At 45.1% G+C, this 15,804-nt stretch carries 12 protein-coding genes, 2 pseudogenes and 1 riboswitch; of the genes and pseudogenes, 8 read left to right on the top strand and 6 right to left on the bottom strand.

From position 1 onward, the window contains the following. Positions 1-47: 47 nt before the first annotated feature. The 3 genes from AB5706_RS06915 to AB5706_RS06905 all read left to right on the top strand — a co-directional run bounded on the left by AB5706_RS06915 (position 48) and on the right by AB5706_RS06905 (position 1,256). The gene (locus AB5706_RS06915; RefSeq protein WP_368365954.1) at positions 48-386 is read left to right on the top strand and encodes a hypothetical protein; all 339 of its coding nucleotides are present in this window, start codon (positions 48-50) and stop codon (positions 384-386) included. Positions 387-413: 27 nt separating this feature from the next. Next, entirely contained in the window at positions 414-605 is a 192-nt protein-coding gene (locus tag AB5706_RS06910) for a bacteriocin (RefSeq protein WP_118579498.1), read from the top strand. A 276-nt stretch (positions 606-881) separates the two neighbouring features. Beyond that, positions 882-1,256 (top strand): hypothetical protein, encoded by a 375-nt coding sequence (locus AB5706_RS06905; RefSeq protein ID WP_148461890.1) that lies wholly within the window; start codon positions 882-884, stop codon positions 1,254-1,256. A gap of 193 nt (positions 1,257-1,449) precedes the next feature. Here AB5706_RS06905 and AB5706_RS06900 read toward each other — a convergent pair whose 3' ends face one another. From AB5706_RS06900 to AB5706_RS06885, 4 genes and pseudogenes are all read right to left on the bottom strand, one after another. Continuing rightward, positions 1,450-3,033, bottom strand: a complete 1,584-nt coding sequence (locus tag AB5706_RS06900; protein ID WP_173772044.1) for a glucose-6-phosphate isomerase — start codon at positions 3,031-3,033, stop codon at positions 1,450-1,452. A 341-nt stretch (positions 3,034-3,374) separates the two neighbouring features. After that, positions 3,375-6,059, bottom strand: a complete 2,685-nt coding sequence (locus AB5706_RS06895; protein ID WP_173772043.1) for a heavy metal translocating P-type ATPase — start codon at positions 6,057-6,059, stop codon at positions 3,375-3,377. Between the two features lie 99 nt (positions 6,060-6,158). Further along, positions 6,159-6,542, bottom strand: coding sequence for a metal-sensing transcriptional repressor (locus AB5706_RS06890; RefSeq protein WP_118579507.1), 384 nt, complete (start codon positions 6,540-6,542; stop codon positions 6,159-6,161). Between the two features lie 161 nt (positions 6,543-6,703). Next, positions 6,704-6,814 (bottom strand): annotated as a pseudogene (locus AB5706_RS06885) (DUF6783 domain-containing protein); the annotation flags it as partial. Between AB5706_RS06885 and AB5706_RS06880 the strand changes: the two are divergent. The 3 genes and pseudogenes from AB5706_RS06880 to AB5706_RS06870 form a co-directional block, all read left to right on the top strand. Beyond that, a pseudogene (locus AB5706_RS06880) lies at positions 6,791-6,892 on the top strand (DUF6783 domain-containing protein); the annotation flags it as partial. The pseudogenes AB5706_RS06885 and AB5706_RS06880 sit on opposite strands and share 24 nt — an antisense overlap. A gap of 71 nt (positions 6,893-6,963) precedes the next feature. Further along, a riboswitch (cobalamin riboswitch) is annotated at positions 6,964-7,139 on the top strand. Between the two features lie 204 nt (positions 7,140-7,343). Then, entirely contained in the window at positions 7,344-8,648 is a 1,305-nt protein-coding gene (locus tag AB5706_RS06875) for a sirohydrochlorin cobaltochelatase (RefSeq protein ID WP_173715925.1), read from the top strand. Between the two features lie 135 nt (positions 8,649-8,783). Next, positions 8,784-9,392, top strand: coding sequence for a hypothetical protein (locus AB5706_RS06870; RefSeq protein WP_226838095.1), 609 nt, complete (start codon positions 8,784-8,786; stop codon positions 9,390-9,392). A gap of 62 nt (positions 9,393-9,454) precedes the next feature. Here the strand turns inward: AB5706_RS06870 and AB5706_RS06865 are convergent, their stop codons facing one another. Next, on the bottom strand, positions 9,455-10,852 hold the full coding sequence (locus AB5706_RS06865; RefSeq protein WP_118579513.1) for an alanine/glycine:cation symporter family protein: 1,398 nt from the start codon (positions 10,850-10,852) through the stop codon (positions 9,455-9,457). Positions 10,853-10,878: 26 nt separating this feature from the next. Here AB5706_RS06865 and AB5706_RS06860 point away from each other — a divergent pair, with 26 nt between their 5' ends. Beyond that, positions 10,879-11,085 (top strand): DUF6783 domain-containing protein, encoded by a 207-nt coding sequence (locus AB5706_RS06860; RefSeq protein WP_442973271.1) that lies wholly within the window; start codon positions 10,879-10,881, stop codon positions 11,083-11,085. A 52-nt stretch (positions 11,086-11,137) separates the two neighbouring features. On the opposite strand, the gene AB5706_RS06850 is transcribed toward AB5706_RS06860, so the two are convergent. Continuing rightward, positions 11,138-11,704 carry a flavodoxin family protein gene (locus AB5706_RS06850; protein WP_118579516.1) on the bottom strand — a complete coding sequence of 189 codons (567 nt, stop codon included), beginning with the start codon at positions 11,702-11,704 and terminating at the stop codon, positions 11,138-11,140. A 334-nt stretch (positions 11,705-12,038) separates the two neighbouring features. On the opposite strand from AB5706_RS06850, the gene AB5706_RS06845 reads away from it, so the two are divergent. After that, on the top strand, positions 12,039-15,803 hold the full coding sequence (locus AB5706_RS06845) for an ABC transporter ATP-binding protein/permease (protein WP_173772041.1): 3,765 nt from the start codon (positions 12,039-12,041) through the stop codon (positions 15,801-15,803). Position 15,804: the final 1 nt, after the last annotated feature.

Raw genomic sequence — 15,804 nt, 5'->3', positions numbered from 1 at the left:
GGAAAAGGTGGCTGTAAATCTAATATAATTTTAAGGAGGATTTGACTATGGCAGAGAACAAAATGACAAAGGAAGTTTTAAAAGCTGCAAAGGGAACCGGATCTGTGGAAGAACTTCAGAAACTGGCGAAGGAAAACGGCATGGAGCTTGATGCTGTACAGGCAGAAGAAATGTATGCCAGATTACACCCGGTAACCCAGGAACTTTCAGATGATGAGCTGGACAATGTAACAGGCGGTGATTCCTGCGACGTAGGATACAGCTGCCCGAAATGCGGAAGTACGGAGGCTTCTTCCAGAGAGCCGCTTTATGGCTGCACCTATGTAACCTGCGCCTGCTGCGGTGCAACCTACTGGGATCCTACTTCCACCAAAACACAGAATTAATTGATTTTGGATGGAGGGATATTTTTGATGGAAGACGAAATAACAAAAAGAGAGCTTTCAGATGATGAGTTGGACAATGTGTCCGGTGGAGGATGCGAGGAGAATGCGCGAAACTGCTGTCCACAATGTGGGAGTACAGAAGCGAAAACAATTTTCAGTAGAGAAGACGGTTCTCTGGTTGAATGCGCTGTTTGTGGTACGGGGTACTGGAAAATTTAAAGCGCATTCCCAAAGTCCCTGGCTCGCAGCCTTTTAGTGGAAAATCCCGCAGTCCGTATTGATGATAACGGATTGCGGGATTTTTTATAAAAAAGATACTTTAATATTGCTCTTTACAATAGGTATAATTATTTTAAATATGTTTAACATTGGCAATACACAGAATTTAACATAGACAGCTATAATATCTTTCAGAAAAGGAAAAAAGAATGATATTTTTGAGTTGCTGCGAAGTAATCGAACAGTAACGCTTTTTAAGGCAAGGAGGCTTCTTTTATGAGAAAGATATTACAGAGAAATGAGAAAGTGGAGCTTAACAGTTTTATAGATGAATTTGTAAAGGCAAGACAGAAATACTTTACACCAGGTCAGGAATGGCTGGAAGCAGAGCTGGCGGAGGAAAAGATTAGCGTGTATATGGATAAAGCACAGCTGGAAAAAGATCTGGATGAGCTTGTAAAGACCAGTTTGATGTATGGCAAGGTACGGAATCTGGAAATGAAGATTCAGGTGAAAAAGACTGCAGATGGTGCTGGAATCTGTTTCTCGGATAATGGTGTTGGAAACTGGAGAAATAAGAGTATCTGTGTAACAGGAAAGCCTGGCAGAGGCCTGGAAACAAAGAAAATCTGGGGCGTGCAGGTTGCCTGAGTGTCAGTTTATTAATGGTTTGAAAAAGGTTTTTTGCAAGACAAGTCAATATGGAAATCAGATCGCAGAGGATTATGAAAATACAGGATTTCTGCGGTCTGTTTTTATAGTATGTAGCATAAAAAAACGGCAGCCCGGAAATTCCCGGGCTGCCGTAAATTTTTCAAATATGCTTTAGAGCCTGTTTGAAAGATCAGATGTTCAGAAGATCGCTGAATACCTTAAGAGCACCGTCTGTATTGTGTGCAAGTACACGTTTCGCAAGAACTTTACCAAGCTGAACGCCTTCCTGGTCGAAGCTGTTCAGATTCCATACGAAGCCCTGGAACATGATCTTGTTCTCAAAGTGAGCAAGCAATGCACCAAGGGAAGCAGGGGTAAGCTGCTGACCGATGATAATGCTGGACGGACGTTTACCCTTGAAGTTCTTGTTCAGGTTCTCATCCTCTTTACCGCAGGCAAATGCAACAATCTGAGCTGCCACGTTAGCGCAGAGCTTCTGCTGGCTGGTGCTGTTCTCAATGTCAACATCTACGCCAAGCTGGCTGTTCTTAAAGCCGATGAACTGAAGCGGGACAATGTCAGAGCCCTGATGCAATAACTGATAGAAGGAATGCTGACCGTTGGTTCCTGGCTCTCCGAAGATAACCGGACCTGTTACGTAGTTAACCGGCTCGCCGAAACGGTTTACGGTTTTACCATTGGACTCCATGTCACACTGCTGAAGGTGTGCCGGGAAGCGGCTTAATGCCTGTGAATATGGAAGAACAGCTGTGGAAGGATATCCCTGCACATTTCTCTCATAGATACCGATAAGGGCATCCAGCATATCTGGGTTCTTCATAAGGTCACGGTTTGTTGCAAGCTGATCCTCAGCTGCAGCACCTTCAAGGAGCTGAGCAAATACTTCCGGTCCGAATGCCAGGGAAAGGATTGCTCCGCCTACGCCGGAAACAGAAGAGTAACGGCCTCCGATGTAGTCATCCATGAAGATGGCGGTAAGATAATCTTCACTCTTTGCAAGAGGGGAAGTCTCACTTGTAACGGCAAGCATGTGTTTGGAAGGATTCAGACCTGCTTTTGTCAGGGCATCCTTTACAAATGCTTCGTTGGTCAGTGTCTCAAGGGTTGTACCGGATTTGGATACAACGATGAATAAGGAGTGTGCAAGGTCTACAGAAGCAAGTACTGCAGCTGCATCATCCGGGTCAACGTTGCTGATGAACTTCGCTTCCATCTTGAATGTGTTATTGGCCTTCGCCCAGTTCTCCAGTGCGATGTAAAGAGCACGGGGACCAAGGTCACTTCCGCCGATACCAATCTGAACGACTGTGGTGAATTTCTCACCAGCTTCGTTGGTGATCTCACCAGCATGAACCTTATTTGCAAAATCAGCAGCTTTTTTCTGCTGGGCAACGTAGAATTCACGTTTGTCTACACCATCTACAACAACCGGGTTACCAAGCTGCTTACGTGCAAGGTGATGAAGAACCATACGTTTCTCTCCGGTGTTGATCACTGCACCATTATATAATTCCTGAAATTTGTCGATCAGCTGTGCCTCGTCAGCCAGTTTCGCAAGTGCGGATAAAACGGTTTCGTCTACTTCTTTGGCTGCATAGTTGTAAGAAAGACCAGCTGCCATTGGTGTACTATAATCAGCTACACGCTTGCCACCTTCTTCACCAGACAGAGCTGCCGCAATGTCTACGTGATTCTTAAGCTCTTTCAGTTTGCCAAAAGAATCAAGTGTGTCAAGATTTTTCCATGTTGCCATAATATAATTCCTCCTTTAAATGGTTGAGACTATAGTTGCTGTTCAAAGCTTGTTCAGCAACGGATTATGCTCTCAAAGGAGTCTCACTGTGAGACCCGTATCGAAATCATTATACTGAAAAATTTATAGAATTTCAATGCAAGGATGAAGATTCTTGAAAAATTAACATTAATATAAGAAAGAATGGGGCTGATATGAAAAAAAGAACATAAAAGCTGGTGAAAAAGAGGGGATAGAAGTAAAAAAACAGCCGACAGAAGCTGAAAAATGTTTCTGTCGGCTGTTTGAACGGACCTTTGCAATAGGTTTCTGCATTGGTCAAGTTGAATGTGAGGGATGGATTACTCCTGTGTAATTCCGGTTACTTCATAGCCAGCGTCTTTGATTACCTGGCGGATTTTGTCCTCGTCCACTTTCTCTGGTGCTGAGAAAATAGTAGTTCCGGCATCATGGGAGGATACAACATCCTGTACCCCAAATGCTTCCTGGATTGCTTTGTTTACGTGTGCTTCGCAATGTCCGCACATCATTCCTGTTACATTAACTGTCACTTTTACCATGGTATTATTCTCCTTTTTGTTAGTATTGTTATTAATATCGCTGCATTCGTTCAAAAGCTTGCAGCTGTTATTAATCGTTTGTTCTGCATCTGAAGTTTTATCTGCATTGAATGATTTTGAGAAAACAGCAGATAATGCTTCAGAGAAATCAGCAATATTTCCAGAATTGGATTCTATGGAAACCGGATTCTTGACTTTTTTATCTTTAACTGCGTCATGAATTTTAAACAGGTTTAGCCTCAACGCGTTGGTAACTACACAGAAGCTGGAAAGGCTCATGGCAGCAGCGCCGAACATCGGGTTCAAGGTCCATCCGAAAATTGGAATCCATACGCCGGCAGCCAGCGGAATACCAATTACATTGTAGAAGAACGCCCAGAAGAGATTCTCGTGGATGTTGCGAAGAGTAGCGCGGCTCATACGGATAGCAGCTGGCACGTCGGAAAGCTGGCTTTTCATAAGGACAATATCTGCTGCGTCGATGGCTATATCCGTTCCGGCACCGATGGCAATACCAATATCTGCTCTGGTAAGGGCTGGTGCGTCGTTGATTCCGTCGCCAACCATGGCAACCTTGCCTTTTTCCTTCAGGGAGCGGATGACGCTCTCTTTTCCATCTGGAAGGACGCCTGCAATAACCTGGTCAACACCTGCCTGTGCGCCGATGGCTCTGGCCGTGCGCTTGTTGTCTCCGGTAAGCATAACTACGTGGATACCCATATTCTGAAGCTCTTTGACCGCCTGTGCACTGTCCGGTTTGATTACATCAGCAACTGCAATGATTCCAAGAAGTTTTCCATCTTTTGCGAAAAGAAGAGGAGTTTTTCCTGCTTCGGCAAGCTTCTCGGCCTGGTTCATAAGAGACGGAGAGACAGCTGCCAGAGTGTTGATGTATTTCATGCTTCCGCCGATAAGCGTGGAAGCGCCAAGCTTCGCAGAGAGTCCATTGCCGGGAAGAGCCTGGAATTCTGTGACTTCCTGGGCTGTAAGACCAAGGCTTGCAGCTTTTTCCAGAATGGCTTTCGCAAGAGGGTGCTCGCTCTTTTTTTCAAGGGCGTAGGCAAGGGTGAGAAGATCGTTCTCAGATACGTCGTCTGCAGGGAGAATGTCAGTAACCTCCGGCTGACCGTTTGTGATGGTTCCGGTTTTGTCAAGGGCTACGATCTGAACCTTTCCGGCTTCCTCAAGGGAGACGGCTGTTTTGAAAAGGATACCGTTTTTGGCACCCATTCCGTTTCCAACCATAATGGCAACCGGAGTGGCAAGACCAAGGGCGCATGGGCAGCTGATGACCAGAACGGAAATTCCTCTTGCCAGGGCGTAGCCAGCCTCATGACCGGTAAGCAGCCAGACAATAGTTGTTATAATTGCAATGGTGATAACAGCAGGTACGAAAACACTGGAAACACGGTCTGCGATTTTTGCAATAGGAGCTTTGGTGGCTGCAGCATCACTGACCATTTTGATGATCTGGGAGAGGGTGGTGTCTTCGCCAACGCGGGTAGCTTCACATTTGATGAAACCAGACTGGTTGACTGTGGCTGCGGAGACAAGATCTCCGGCAGCTTTGTCAACAGGGATACTCTCACCTGTAAGGGCAGATTCGTTGACTGCACTGGAGCCTTCGATAATCACACCATCCACCGGGATGTTTTCACCAGGGCGAACAACAAAGGTGTCACCTTTTACAACCTGGTCAATGGGAACGGTGGCTTCCTGGCCGTTTCGGATGACAACGGCAGTCTTGGGAGCAAGCTTCATAAGACCTTTTAAGGCATCCGTGGTCTTGCCCTTGGAACGGGCTTCCAGCATTTTTCCAACGGTGATCAGGGTCAGGATCATAGCGGCAGATTCGAAATAGAATTCCATCATGTAGTGCATGACAAGTTCGGAATTGCCGTCAACCTGGGCTCTGGTCATGGCGAACAGGGCGTAGACACTCCATACAAAGGAGGCCATGGAGCCGAGAGCTACCAGGGTATCCATGTTTGGAGAGCGGTGCCACAGACTCCTGAAGCCACTGATGAAAAATTTCTGATTGATGACCATGACGATTCCTGCAAGAAGCAGCTGTACAAGTCCCATGGCGATATGGTTGCCATCAAACCAGGCTGGCAGCGGCCATCCCCACATCATGTGTCCCATGGAAAAGTACATCAGCACCAGAAGAAAACCTACTGAGGCAATAAGCCGTTTCCTGAGGAGTGGCGTTTCGTGATCTTCCAAGGCTTTCTCAGCATCGGAAACGGATTCCGTCTGACCGGAAGCACCCTTCAGGCTGCAGCCGTATCCGGCTTCTTCTACAGCTGAGACAATGGCAGAGGCTGAGGCAGTTCCTTCCACTCCCATGGAATTGGTAAGCAGGCTTACGGAGCAGGAAGTAACTCCCGGAACCTTGTTTACCGCTTTTTCCACACGGGCGCTGCAGGCTGCACAGCTCATGCCGGTGACGTTGTATTGTTCCATAATAAATTCCTCCTTCGAATACAGTGTTTCGATACCAACGGACTGCTCTGCGCATTCGTACCTCCGCAGGCAGGTACACATTCGGAATGCGCTGGTATCTCACTTCATTAGCTTCTGCAAAGTTGCAACCAGCTCATCAATGGTTTCGTCTTTACCATCACGGATATCTCTTGCCACACAGGTTCGGATATGATTGGCGAGAAGTTCCTTATTAAATGCATTCACAGCGGCATTTACAGCTGCTGACTGAATAAGAATATCGTTGCAGTAAGCGTCATTCTCCAGCATTCCTATAATCCCCCTTATCTGGCCTTCAATACGTTTCAGACGGTTTACCAGCTTCCTGCGCTCTGCTTCGGAACGATCGGTGTGCTTGGTACAACAGCAGGAACAGACCTTCTTGGTAGGTTCCTGGCTGGAAAGAGTTGCAGGATCGGCTGCGGTGTGGCTGCAGCAGGATTCGGATTTATAATCAGCTGTCATAGGCGGACTCCTTTCCTTATATACCCCTTAGGGGTATGTATTTGATGAAACCAATATATACCCTGGCGGGGTATTTGTCAATAAGTAATTCACAGAAAACCTGAGAATTGCGGCGCGAAACCATGCGAAAGCATGATTCCTGTGTATCGCGAAGCGTGTTGCTATGAACGGAGTGAATAGTAATCTGTTTGAAAAATTATTCCCGCAATCTGCACGCCCCACTTTGCGGTATATTTTGCCCGAATTCAGTTGCCGTAGCCCGCTACGGCGCCCTCATCAGGACAAAATCTCCCACAAATTGTGACGCACATCTTGCAGAAAGCCTTTTTCAAACATACTCTAGTTCATAAAAAATACATAAAAAGTTCATAAAAAATATATAATAATATGGTACATATTAAATATCCGAGTCGAATATGTATAATGGTTATAGCGCGAAGGTTGCATCATGAACATGATGCGCAAAAGAGAATCCGGTGAGAGTCCGGAACGATGCCGTCACTGTGTAAGGGAACTGCTTCAGAGCCCACTGGGAAACCGGGAAGGGGGAGCAGTGTTGACCGAAGTCAGGAGAACTGCCTTGGCGTGGAATCTTAGGTCTGCGGTACACAGAACCTGTATTCTCATAACGATACATGAATATTTCCTGAATGTTTTTTGGAAGAAAAGTGTGTATATGAGAATGTGTGCAGTCGCAGAAAATGCGGCTGTTTTTATGCAATGGGAGATTGGTGATAGATTTCCCATGGGATTCTTTATACGTGATTCTATCCGGAAATACAAAAAAAAGAGGAAAAAGAAATGAAAAGAAAATCTTTATTAGCAATCCTTCTTGCAGCTTCTATGGCAGCAAGCATGACAGCAGCAACAGCAACTGTTGCATTTGCAGAGACAGAGGAAGCAGCAGAGGAGACAACAGACGATGCTGAGACAGCTGATGATGCTGAGGCAGCTGACGATGCTGAAGCAGCTGATGATGCTGAGACAACAGACGATGCAGAAGCAGCTGATGACACTGCAGATGCAGATAAGGAAGCGGCTGATAAAGTAGCAGCACTTATCGATGCTATTTATGTTCAGGAGAGAACAGATGATACAGATGAGCAGTGCAAGGAAGCTAAAGAAGCATGGGATGCCCTTACAGATGCTCAGAAAGAGCTTGTAGAGGGAGAAGAGGCAAGTCCAGAGTATTTCGGACGTGACACAGGTGATGCTTCCAAGGATGATCCGCGTAATCAGGACGAGATCGGTGAGAATGAGCTTCTTGTAGTAAGCTTTGGTACTTCCTTTAACGACAGCCGTGCAGAGGATATCAAAGGAATCGAGGATGCTCTTGCAGAAGCATTCCCGGATTGGTCTGTAAGAAGAGCATTTACCGCTCAGATCATTATCAACCATGTACAGGCAAGAGATGATGAGAAGATTGATAACATGCAGCAGGCACTTGACCGTGCAGTAGCAAACGGTGTTAAGAATCTTGTAGTTCAGCCTACACATCTTATGCATGGTGCTGAGTACGATGAGATGGTAGAAGCTATTGATGCTTACAAAGATAAATTTGAATCTGTAGCAATCGCTGAACCAATGCTTGGTGAGGTTGGCGATGACGCTACCGTTATCAACGATGACAAAGCTGCTGTTGCTCAGGCAATCACAGATGAAGCTGTAAAAGAAGCTGGATATGACAGCATGGAAGCAGCTGCAGAAGATGGAACCGCATTTGTATTCATGGGACATGGTACTTCCCATACAGCAAACGTTACATATGATCAGATGCAGACCCAGATGGAGAAACTTGAATTCACAAACGCATTCATCGGTACTGTAGAAGGTGAGCCAGAGGATACAGCTTGTGATGAAGTTATCAATAAAGTAAAAGATGCCGGATTCAAGAAAGTAATCCTTCGTCCGCTTATGGTTGTTGCTGGTGACCATGCAAACAATGATATGGCTGGTGATGATGATGACTCCTGGAAGAGCATGTTCGAGGCTTCTGGAGATTTCGATGAGATTGACTGCCAGATCGAAGGTCTTGGAAGAATTGACGCTGTTGAGCAGCTTTATGTAGCTCATACTCAGGCAGCTATTGATTCCATCGCGAAATAATTATCCTGGTATAAATTGTTATTGCAACAGAACAAAAGCAGCTGCTCCTACACTGTGGGGCAGCTGTTTGAGTAATAAAACAAATACGGCACACACAAGTGTACCGTAAATAAAGAAAAAGCAAGGAGAGTTATTATGAAACGTTCATTAGTCATTTTATTAACAGCTGTAAGTATTTCCGCTATGACAGCAGGAACTGCATTCCCGGCATTTGCAGAAGCCACAGAGGCTGAGGCAGAGGAAACCACAGATGGTGCAGAGAATGCCGCAGACAGCGAACTTGAAGACGGTGTTTATGGTGTAGAGTTTGACACAGACAGCAGTATGTTCCATGTAAATGAGGCTTGCAACGGAAGAGCTACCCTCACTGTAAAGGATGGTAAAATGACCGTTCATATTACTCTCGTTTCCAAGAATATTGAGAATGTTTTCCTTGGAACAGCAGAGGATGCACAGAAAGACGGTGCCGAACTGATTCAGCCTACTATTGATAAGGTAACTTACAGCGATGGCATGACAGAGGAGGTTTATGGATTCAATGTTCCAGTAGAGAAGCTTGATGAAGAATTTGACCTGGCAATCATTGGTAAAAAGGGCAAATGGTATGACCATAAGGTAAGCGTTACGGATGTGCAGGAGCAGACTGAGGAAGAAAAAAATGCAGTTGAGATCGGTGAGGAAGAGAAAAGCGAAGATGCTGATACAACTACAGATGCAGCTGCCGAGGAAGAGAATAAGGATTGATCAATAATCTGAAAGGGACATCACATGAGCGAAAACGGTTCATGCGATGTCCCTTTTTATATTTATTTTGTTTTGCCCTCACCGGCAAAATATTCTTTTGTCAGCTTCACAACTGTACCGGAAAGCAGGAACAAAGCAATCAGGTTGGGAATTGCCATAAGACCGTTAAATGTCTCGGCAATGCTCCACATCAGTCCAAGGTTGGCAGTTGCGCCAAGGATGGCAACCAGGGAATAAATAACCATAAAAGGTTTGATCACTTTTTCAGAGAACAGGAACTCGATGCAGCGGGCACCGTAAAGTCCCCATCCGACTGCTGTGGAAAAAGCGAAGCAGCACATGGCAACTGCTGTAAAAATGGATACCCAGCTTCCATATGTAGAAGTAAATCCAAGGATCGTAAGCTCTGCGCCAGCTGCTTTTCCATAATCAACAGCAACGCCGCTGCAAAGGATAACCAGTGCAGTCAGTGTACAGATCACGATGGTATCTGTAAAGACTTCGAAAATACCGAACATACCCTGTTTTACAGGCTTTTTGGTATCTGCACACGCATGGGCAATGGATCCGGTACCAAGACCAGCCTCGTTAGAGAAGATACCACGGGAAACACCTTTTTTTAAACTTGTGAACATACTTAAAACAATGCCGCCTGTTACAGCTCTGGGCTGAAATGCCCCTCTGAAAATAGAAACGAATACAGCTGGTACATTCTGAATGTTCAGAAGGATAACTCCCAGTCCGAGAAGAATGTAAAGCAGAGCCATAAATGGGACCAGCTTTTCGGTGACATGGCCAATTCGTTTGATTCCGCCAAGAAGGATCATGGCGATCAGAATGGCAATTATGATTCCGATGATTAGGTTGGAAGTAGAAACGGCGCTTTCGCTGATCACGTTATAATTCAGCAATGCAGAATTGATGGCAGTGGTGATAGTATTGACCTGTGTAGCGTTACCGGTACCAAATACAGTGAGCACGCCGAATGCTGCGAACAGATAAGCCAGCCAGTGCCATTTTTTGCTAAGACCGTTCTTGATGTAATACATGGGACCGCCTACCAGTTCACCGTTGGCATTGATCTCGCGGTAGTGTACCGCCAGAGTAACCTCAGCATATTTGGTACACATGCCAAACAGTGCAGAAACCCACATCCAGAATATGGCTCCGGGACCGCCGATTGCGATAGCGCCTGCTACACCGGCAATATTGCCAGTACCGACCGTGGCTGCAAGTGCTGTACACACTGCCTGGAAAGGCGTGATAGCACCGTCAGATGCGTCGCGTTTGCGGAAAATACGTCCAAGGGTTGTTTTGATTGCGTAGGGGAATTTGCGGATCTGAAGAAAATTGGTGCGGATACTAAGATAAAGACCAACTCCGAAAATACAGACCATTGCAGGAACGCCCCAGATAAAATTATTTACAGCGGTGTTGATGGTTTCGATTATTTGCAGCATAAAATACCTCTCTGGAAGTTTTTTGGATGTATGTGAACGGAACTGCTTCCATGTCACACACATTATTAAACTGGTGCAGCCAGAGCCTGTTTGAAAAATCATTCTTGCAATCTGCACGCCCGCTTTGTGGGAAATTTTGCCCGAATTCAGTTGCTGTAGCCTGCTACGGCGCCCTTATCCGGGCAAAAACTCCCACAAATTGTGACGCACATCTTGCAAAAAGCCTTTTTTAGATATGCTCTGGAGCTTCATTTATGTGAAGATATGACAACTACTGCACCATATTTAGCGGATAAAATTTGTCTTGATCTTATCTTCCGCCTGAGGAACTGCAATACCTGCCGCTTTCCCTGCTTCCAGGGATTTCAGAAGCCATGCCATATTGTTTCCAAGTGAGCGCATGATCTGAAGTCCTTCTTCATCCTGCGCAACTTCTGCAGGAGTATTTCCGTGAACCATGTTCCAGTAGTTAGCAGATACAACAGGCATTTCATGATAGCTGAAATATTTCTGAAGAACGTCTAAAGTAGCTGTGGTGCCGGCTCTTCTTGCAGAAGCAACTGCTGCAGCTGGTTTGTGGAGCATGTCTTTGCCTGCCATGGAGCAAAGCTTATCCATAAATTCAATGATCTGTCCGGATGGGGAAGCCCAGTATACCGGAGAACCAACTATAAGCGCATCTGCTTCTTTTAATTTCGCCGCGGCGGCTTTTACATTATCTGTATCCGGATTTCCAGCTTGGAAAATCTCAGTATCAATTCCATTATGATTCAGTGTTTTTGCCACTTCACTAAGTGCGGTGAACGTACAGCCTTCCTTGCGCGGGCTGCCATTTAAGAGTAAAACCTTCATGTTTTTCATCCTTTCTGAAGTAAGTTATATCAGACTGCGATAGCCGCAATCTGCATGCATCATCTCTCTAAAGCGGTAATGTATCTTCTTATTATACGATAGAAATAGTTGGATTTCAAGAGAATGGTTTTATTTTAAAAACACAATATGTTCACAATTTAAGATTATAATAAAAAATATTTGAACTATTCAGCAAATATTATTCCGCAAGGTATTTTATGTGAATCTGACTCACATAAAAATCGAAATCTTCGGCGCCCCACTTTGCGGTATATTTTGCCTGAATTGGTGAATGGTTATAAACATTTATTATGCGACAGAAAGGAAGTAGTAAGTGCTTCAGATCAAAGACATACACAAAGAATACAGAACAGGAAATTTGGTACAGCGTGCCCTGGACGGAGTGAGCCTTAGTCTTCGGGACAATGAATTTGTGGCAATTCTTGGTCCCAGCGGTTCGGGAAAAACCACTCTTCTGAATATTATTGGTGGTCTTGACCGGTACGATAGAGGCGATCTGATCATCAATGGGATTTCTACGAAAAAATATAAAGACAGGGACTGGGACTCTTATCGAAATCATACCATAGGATTTGTGTTTCAGAGTTATAATCTGATCCCACACCAGACAGTTCTTGCAAACGTGGAGCTTGCCCTTACCATTTCCGGTGTATCAAAAAGTGAGCGGAGACGCCGTGCAAAAGAAGCTCTGGAAAAAGTAGGCCTTGGTGCCCAGATCCACAAAAAGCCAAGTCAGATGTCAGGCGGTCAGATGCAGCGAGTGGCAATTGCCAGAGCACTTGTAAATGACCCGGAAATTCTTTTGGCGGATGAGCCAACAGGAGCCCTGGATTCAGATACCAGTGTACAGGTTATGGATCTTTTGCAAGGGGTCGCAAAGGAACGATTGGTAGTAATGGTCACCCATAATCCGGAGCTTGCTCAGCTTTATGCCACCAGAATCGTGACGGTAAAAGATGGGCGGATCCTTTCTGATACAGATCCGTTTGTGATAGACAGCGAGAGCATGGCACCTCCTGTTCACAAGAATATGGGAAAATCCTCCATGTCCTTTTTTACTGCACTTTCCCTTAGCTTTCAGAATCTGAAGACTAAGAAAGCCCGGACCTTACTTACTTCTTTTGCAGGCTCCATCGGTATTATCGGAATTGCGCTGATCCTTTCCATATCAAATGGTGTAGACAAATACATTACAAATATGGAAGAAGAAACACTTTCAGAATATCCGTTGCAGATACAAAGCACAGGAGTGGATCTTACCTCTATGATGATGGGAGCAGCCACAGCGCAGAGTGGGAAAAAGGATGGGGAAGTAGGAGTTGCCCAGATGGTGACTAACATGTTCTCCAAAATGAATTCCAATGATCTGGAGTCTCTGAAGGTTTACCTGGACAGTAATGAAAGCAGCATTTCCCAGTATGCAAATTCGGTGGAGTATACGTATTCTGTTTCTCCCCAGATTTTTCTGGAAAATGGAAAAAATATCCGACAGGTAAATCCGGACAAATCTTTTTCGGCTATGGGTTTGGGCTCTGGTTCCTCCAACAGCATTATGTCTTCTACCATGAGCACTGATGTTTTTCATGAAATGCCGGAAGATGCTGATCTTTATAAGGATCAATATGACGTGAAAGCGGGAAGATGGCCTGAAAATTATAAAGAATGTGTACTGGTGCTTACTTCACAGGGCGATATCAGTGATTTTCTCCAGTACACTCTTGGGCTTCGGGACGGTAAGGAACTGGATGATATGGTTCAGAAATTTATGGCAGAAGAGGCAGTGGAAACGCCAGAAAACGAGGGCCCATACACCTATGATGAAATCCTGGGGAAGAAATTTAAGCTGGTAAACAGTACCGATTATTATGAGTATGATGAAGAATATAAGGTCTGGAAGGATAAATCAGACAACAGCTCTTATATGAAAAAACTGGTGAAAAACGGAGAAGATCTGACAATTGTGGGAATTGTCCAGCCTGTGGAAGGTGCCACTGCTTCCATGCTCACTGCAGGAATCTGTTATACCCCGGAGCTTACCAAACATGTGATCGAGAAGGCTGCTTCCAGTGAAATTGTGAAGCAGCAGCTGGCGGATGAAAAGATAAATGTTTTTACCGGAGAGGAATTTGGAAAAGAAGACAATGAGAACAGTAAGTTTGACATGGAATCCCTTTTTTCCATTAACGCGGATGCCCTGCAGGAGGCCTTTCAGGTAGATCTCAGTGGATTTAATATGGACCTGTCCAGTCTTTCGGGGCTGTCCTCCGGATTGAATGTGGAAATGCCGGATATGCCTGACATGTCAGCTCTGGCTGGAAATATAAATCTGGATGAGAGCAGTATGCCGGATCTTTCCAAGCTTATCAAGCTGGATGACCTTGATCTGGATCTTTCCCATATGATTGATCCGGAAGAAATTCTGAAAAATCTTCCGGCAGACCAGGTTCCGGATATGAGTCAGGCGCTGAAGTCAGTGAAGTTTGATTTTACAGAAGAGAAGGTAACTGCTTTGCTGAAAGAGGTTCTTACTGGTTATCAGGAAAGCATTAAAGATAAACCGGAAGCAGATATGGATAAAATGCAGGCAGCATTGAAGCAGTATCTGACATCAAAAGAGATGAACGAACGTCTGTGCAAGGATCTGCAGGAGCTGGTGAAAAATAACGTGAACGTGGATATGTCTTCGGAAAAACTGATCGCAGTGGCTGTGGGGCTGATGAACCAGTATCAGGAGTATGCCAAGGCAAATGGTATCACCCAGACAGATGTGGCCAGCATTCTTGCCTTTTTAAGTCAGGGAGAAATCCAGCAGCAGATCAAAGAGGAAGCAGAGAATCTGGTTAAAAACAGCGTGACAGTGAATATTACCACAAAGCAGATACAGGATCTTCTTTTACAGGACGTTGTAGCTGCTTATCCGGAGTATGCCAGAAATAATTCCCTTCCGGATCCGGCTAATCTGGGAACCTATTTTCTGGAATATATGCAGACAGAGGATGGGCAGAATCGTCTCATGAATGGACTTATGACTCTTGTGGATACCAGCGAGGTGCAGACACAGTTTTCCCAGGCAATGGAAACTTACATGAAATCCATGATGACTTCTTTCACAGATGCGATCACAAAGGGGATTGAGTCAAAATTCACAGAGATAATGGAACAGGTGGAAAAACAGCTTACAAAGGGAATTCAGACTGCTATGGAGCAGATGATGGGAAATATCAGTTCCGGTATGCAGGAGGCAATGCAGTCTGTGATGGCCAGCGTGTCATCCAGTATTACTTCTGCAATGAGCCAGGCTATGAGCGGACTTGGCGGATTGGGAAGCAGCATGGGAAATATGGAAGATGCGCTTTCCATAGATCCGGAGGCCTTTGCAAAAGCAATTCAGATGAACATGAATGAGGATGACCTCTCAGAGCTTATGATGTCTCTGCTGTCATCTGAAAATGCTTCTTATGACGGAAATCTGAAAAAGCTTGGATATGCAGATCTGAATGTTCCTGGCGGAATTAATATCTATCCAAAGGATTTTGAAAGTAAATCAGAAATTGTAGGTATTCTGGATCAGTATAACGCGGATATGGAAGCGGCAGGAGAGGATGAGAAGGTGATCACTTATACGGATCTTGTGGGAACGCTGATGTCGTCAGTTACGGATATTGTAAATATTATCAGTTATGTTCTGGTGGCTTTTGTAGCGATTTCCCTTGTGGTTTCTTCCATTATGATCGGTGTTATCACGTATATCAGTGTTCTGGAGAGGAAAAAAGAAATTGGTATTCTAAGAGCGATTGGTGCTTCCAGGCACAACGTGTCACAGGTGTTCAATGCGGAGACGTTTATTATCGGATTTTGCGCAGGTGCTATGGGGATTGGAATTACATTGCTTCTTCTCATTCCTGCGAACAGCATTATCCGGTCACTGGCTGACGGAGTGAATGTGAAGGCGGCTCTTCCTCCTGTGGCAGCAGTAGTTCTGATTGGACTGAGCGTGGTTCTGACTCTTCTTGGCGGACTGATCCCATCAAGAAAAGCTGCTAAAAGTGATCCGGTGACAGCGCTTCGAACTGATTAAA

Origin of the sequence: Ruminococcus sp. RTP21484sp1_RTP21277st1_D2_RTP21277_210401 (genome assembly GCF_040924225.1) — a bacterium.
In the GTDB taxonomy this organism is placed as follows: domain Bacteria; phylum Bacillota; class Clostridia; order Lachnospirales; family Lachnospiraceae; genus Blautia_A; species Blautia_A faecis.
This window is presented reverse-complemented; position numbering and strand designations above follow the sequence as displayed.

Bases quoted from the DNA above. Each gene is read 5' to 3' on its own strand.
- AB5706_RS06860 (WP_442973271.1), top strand. From the start codon at position 10,879: ATGTATGTGAACGGAACTGCTTCCATGTCACACACATTATTAAACTGG.
- AB5706_RS06870 (WP_226838095.1), top strand. From the start codon at position 8,784: ATGAAACGTTCATTAGTCATTTTATTAACAGCTGTAAGTATTTCCGCT.
- AB5706_RS06910 (WP_118579498.1), top strand. From the start codon at position 414: ATGGAAGACGAAATAACAAAAAGAGAGCTTTCAGATGATGAGTTGGAC.
- AB5706_RS06905 (WP_148461890.1), top strand. From the start codon at position 882: ATGAGAAAGATATTACAGAGAAATGAGAAAGTGGAGCTTAACAGTTTT.
- AB5706_RS06865 (WP_118579513.1), bottom strand. From the start codon at position 10,852: ATGCTGCAAATAATCGAAACCATCAACACCGCTGTAAATAATTTTATC.
- AB5706_RS06900 (WP_173772044.1), bottom strand. From the start codon at position 3,033: ATGGCAACATGGAAAAATCTTGACACACTTGATTCTTTTGGCAAACTG.
- AB5706_RS06875 (WP_173715925.1), top strand. From the start codon at position 7,344: ATGAAAAGAAAATCTTTATTAGCAATCCTTCTTGCAGCTTCTATGGCA.
- AB5706_RS06890 (WP_118579507.1), bottom strand. From the start codon at position 6,542: ATGACAGCTGATTATAAATCCGAATCCTGCTGCAGCCACACCGCAGCC.
- AB5706_RS06850 (WP_118579516.1), bottom strand. From the start codon at position 11,704: ATGAAGGTTTTACTCTTAAATGGCAGCCCGCGCAAGGAAGGCTGTACG.
- AB5706_RS06895 (WP_173772043.1), bottom strand. From the start codon at position 6,059: ATGGAACAATACAACGTCACCGGCATGAGCTGTGCAGCCTGCAGCGCC.
- AB5706_RS06915 (WP_368365954.1), top strand. From the start codon at position 48: ATGGCAGAGAACAAAATGACAAAGGAAGTTTTAAAAGCTGCAAAGGGA.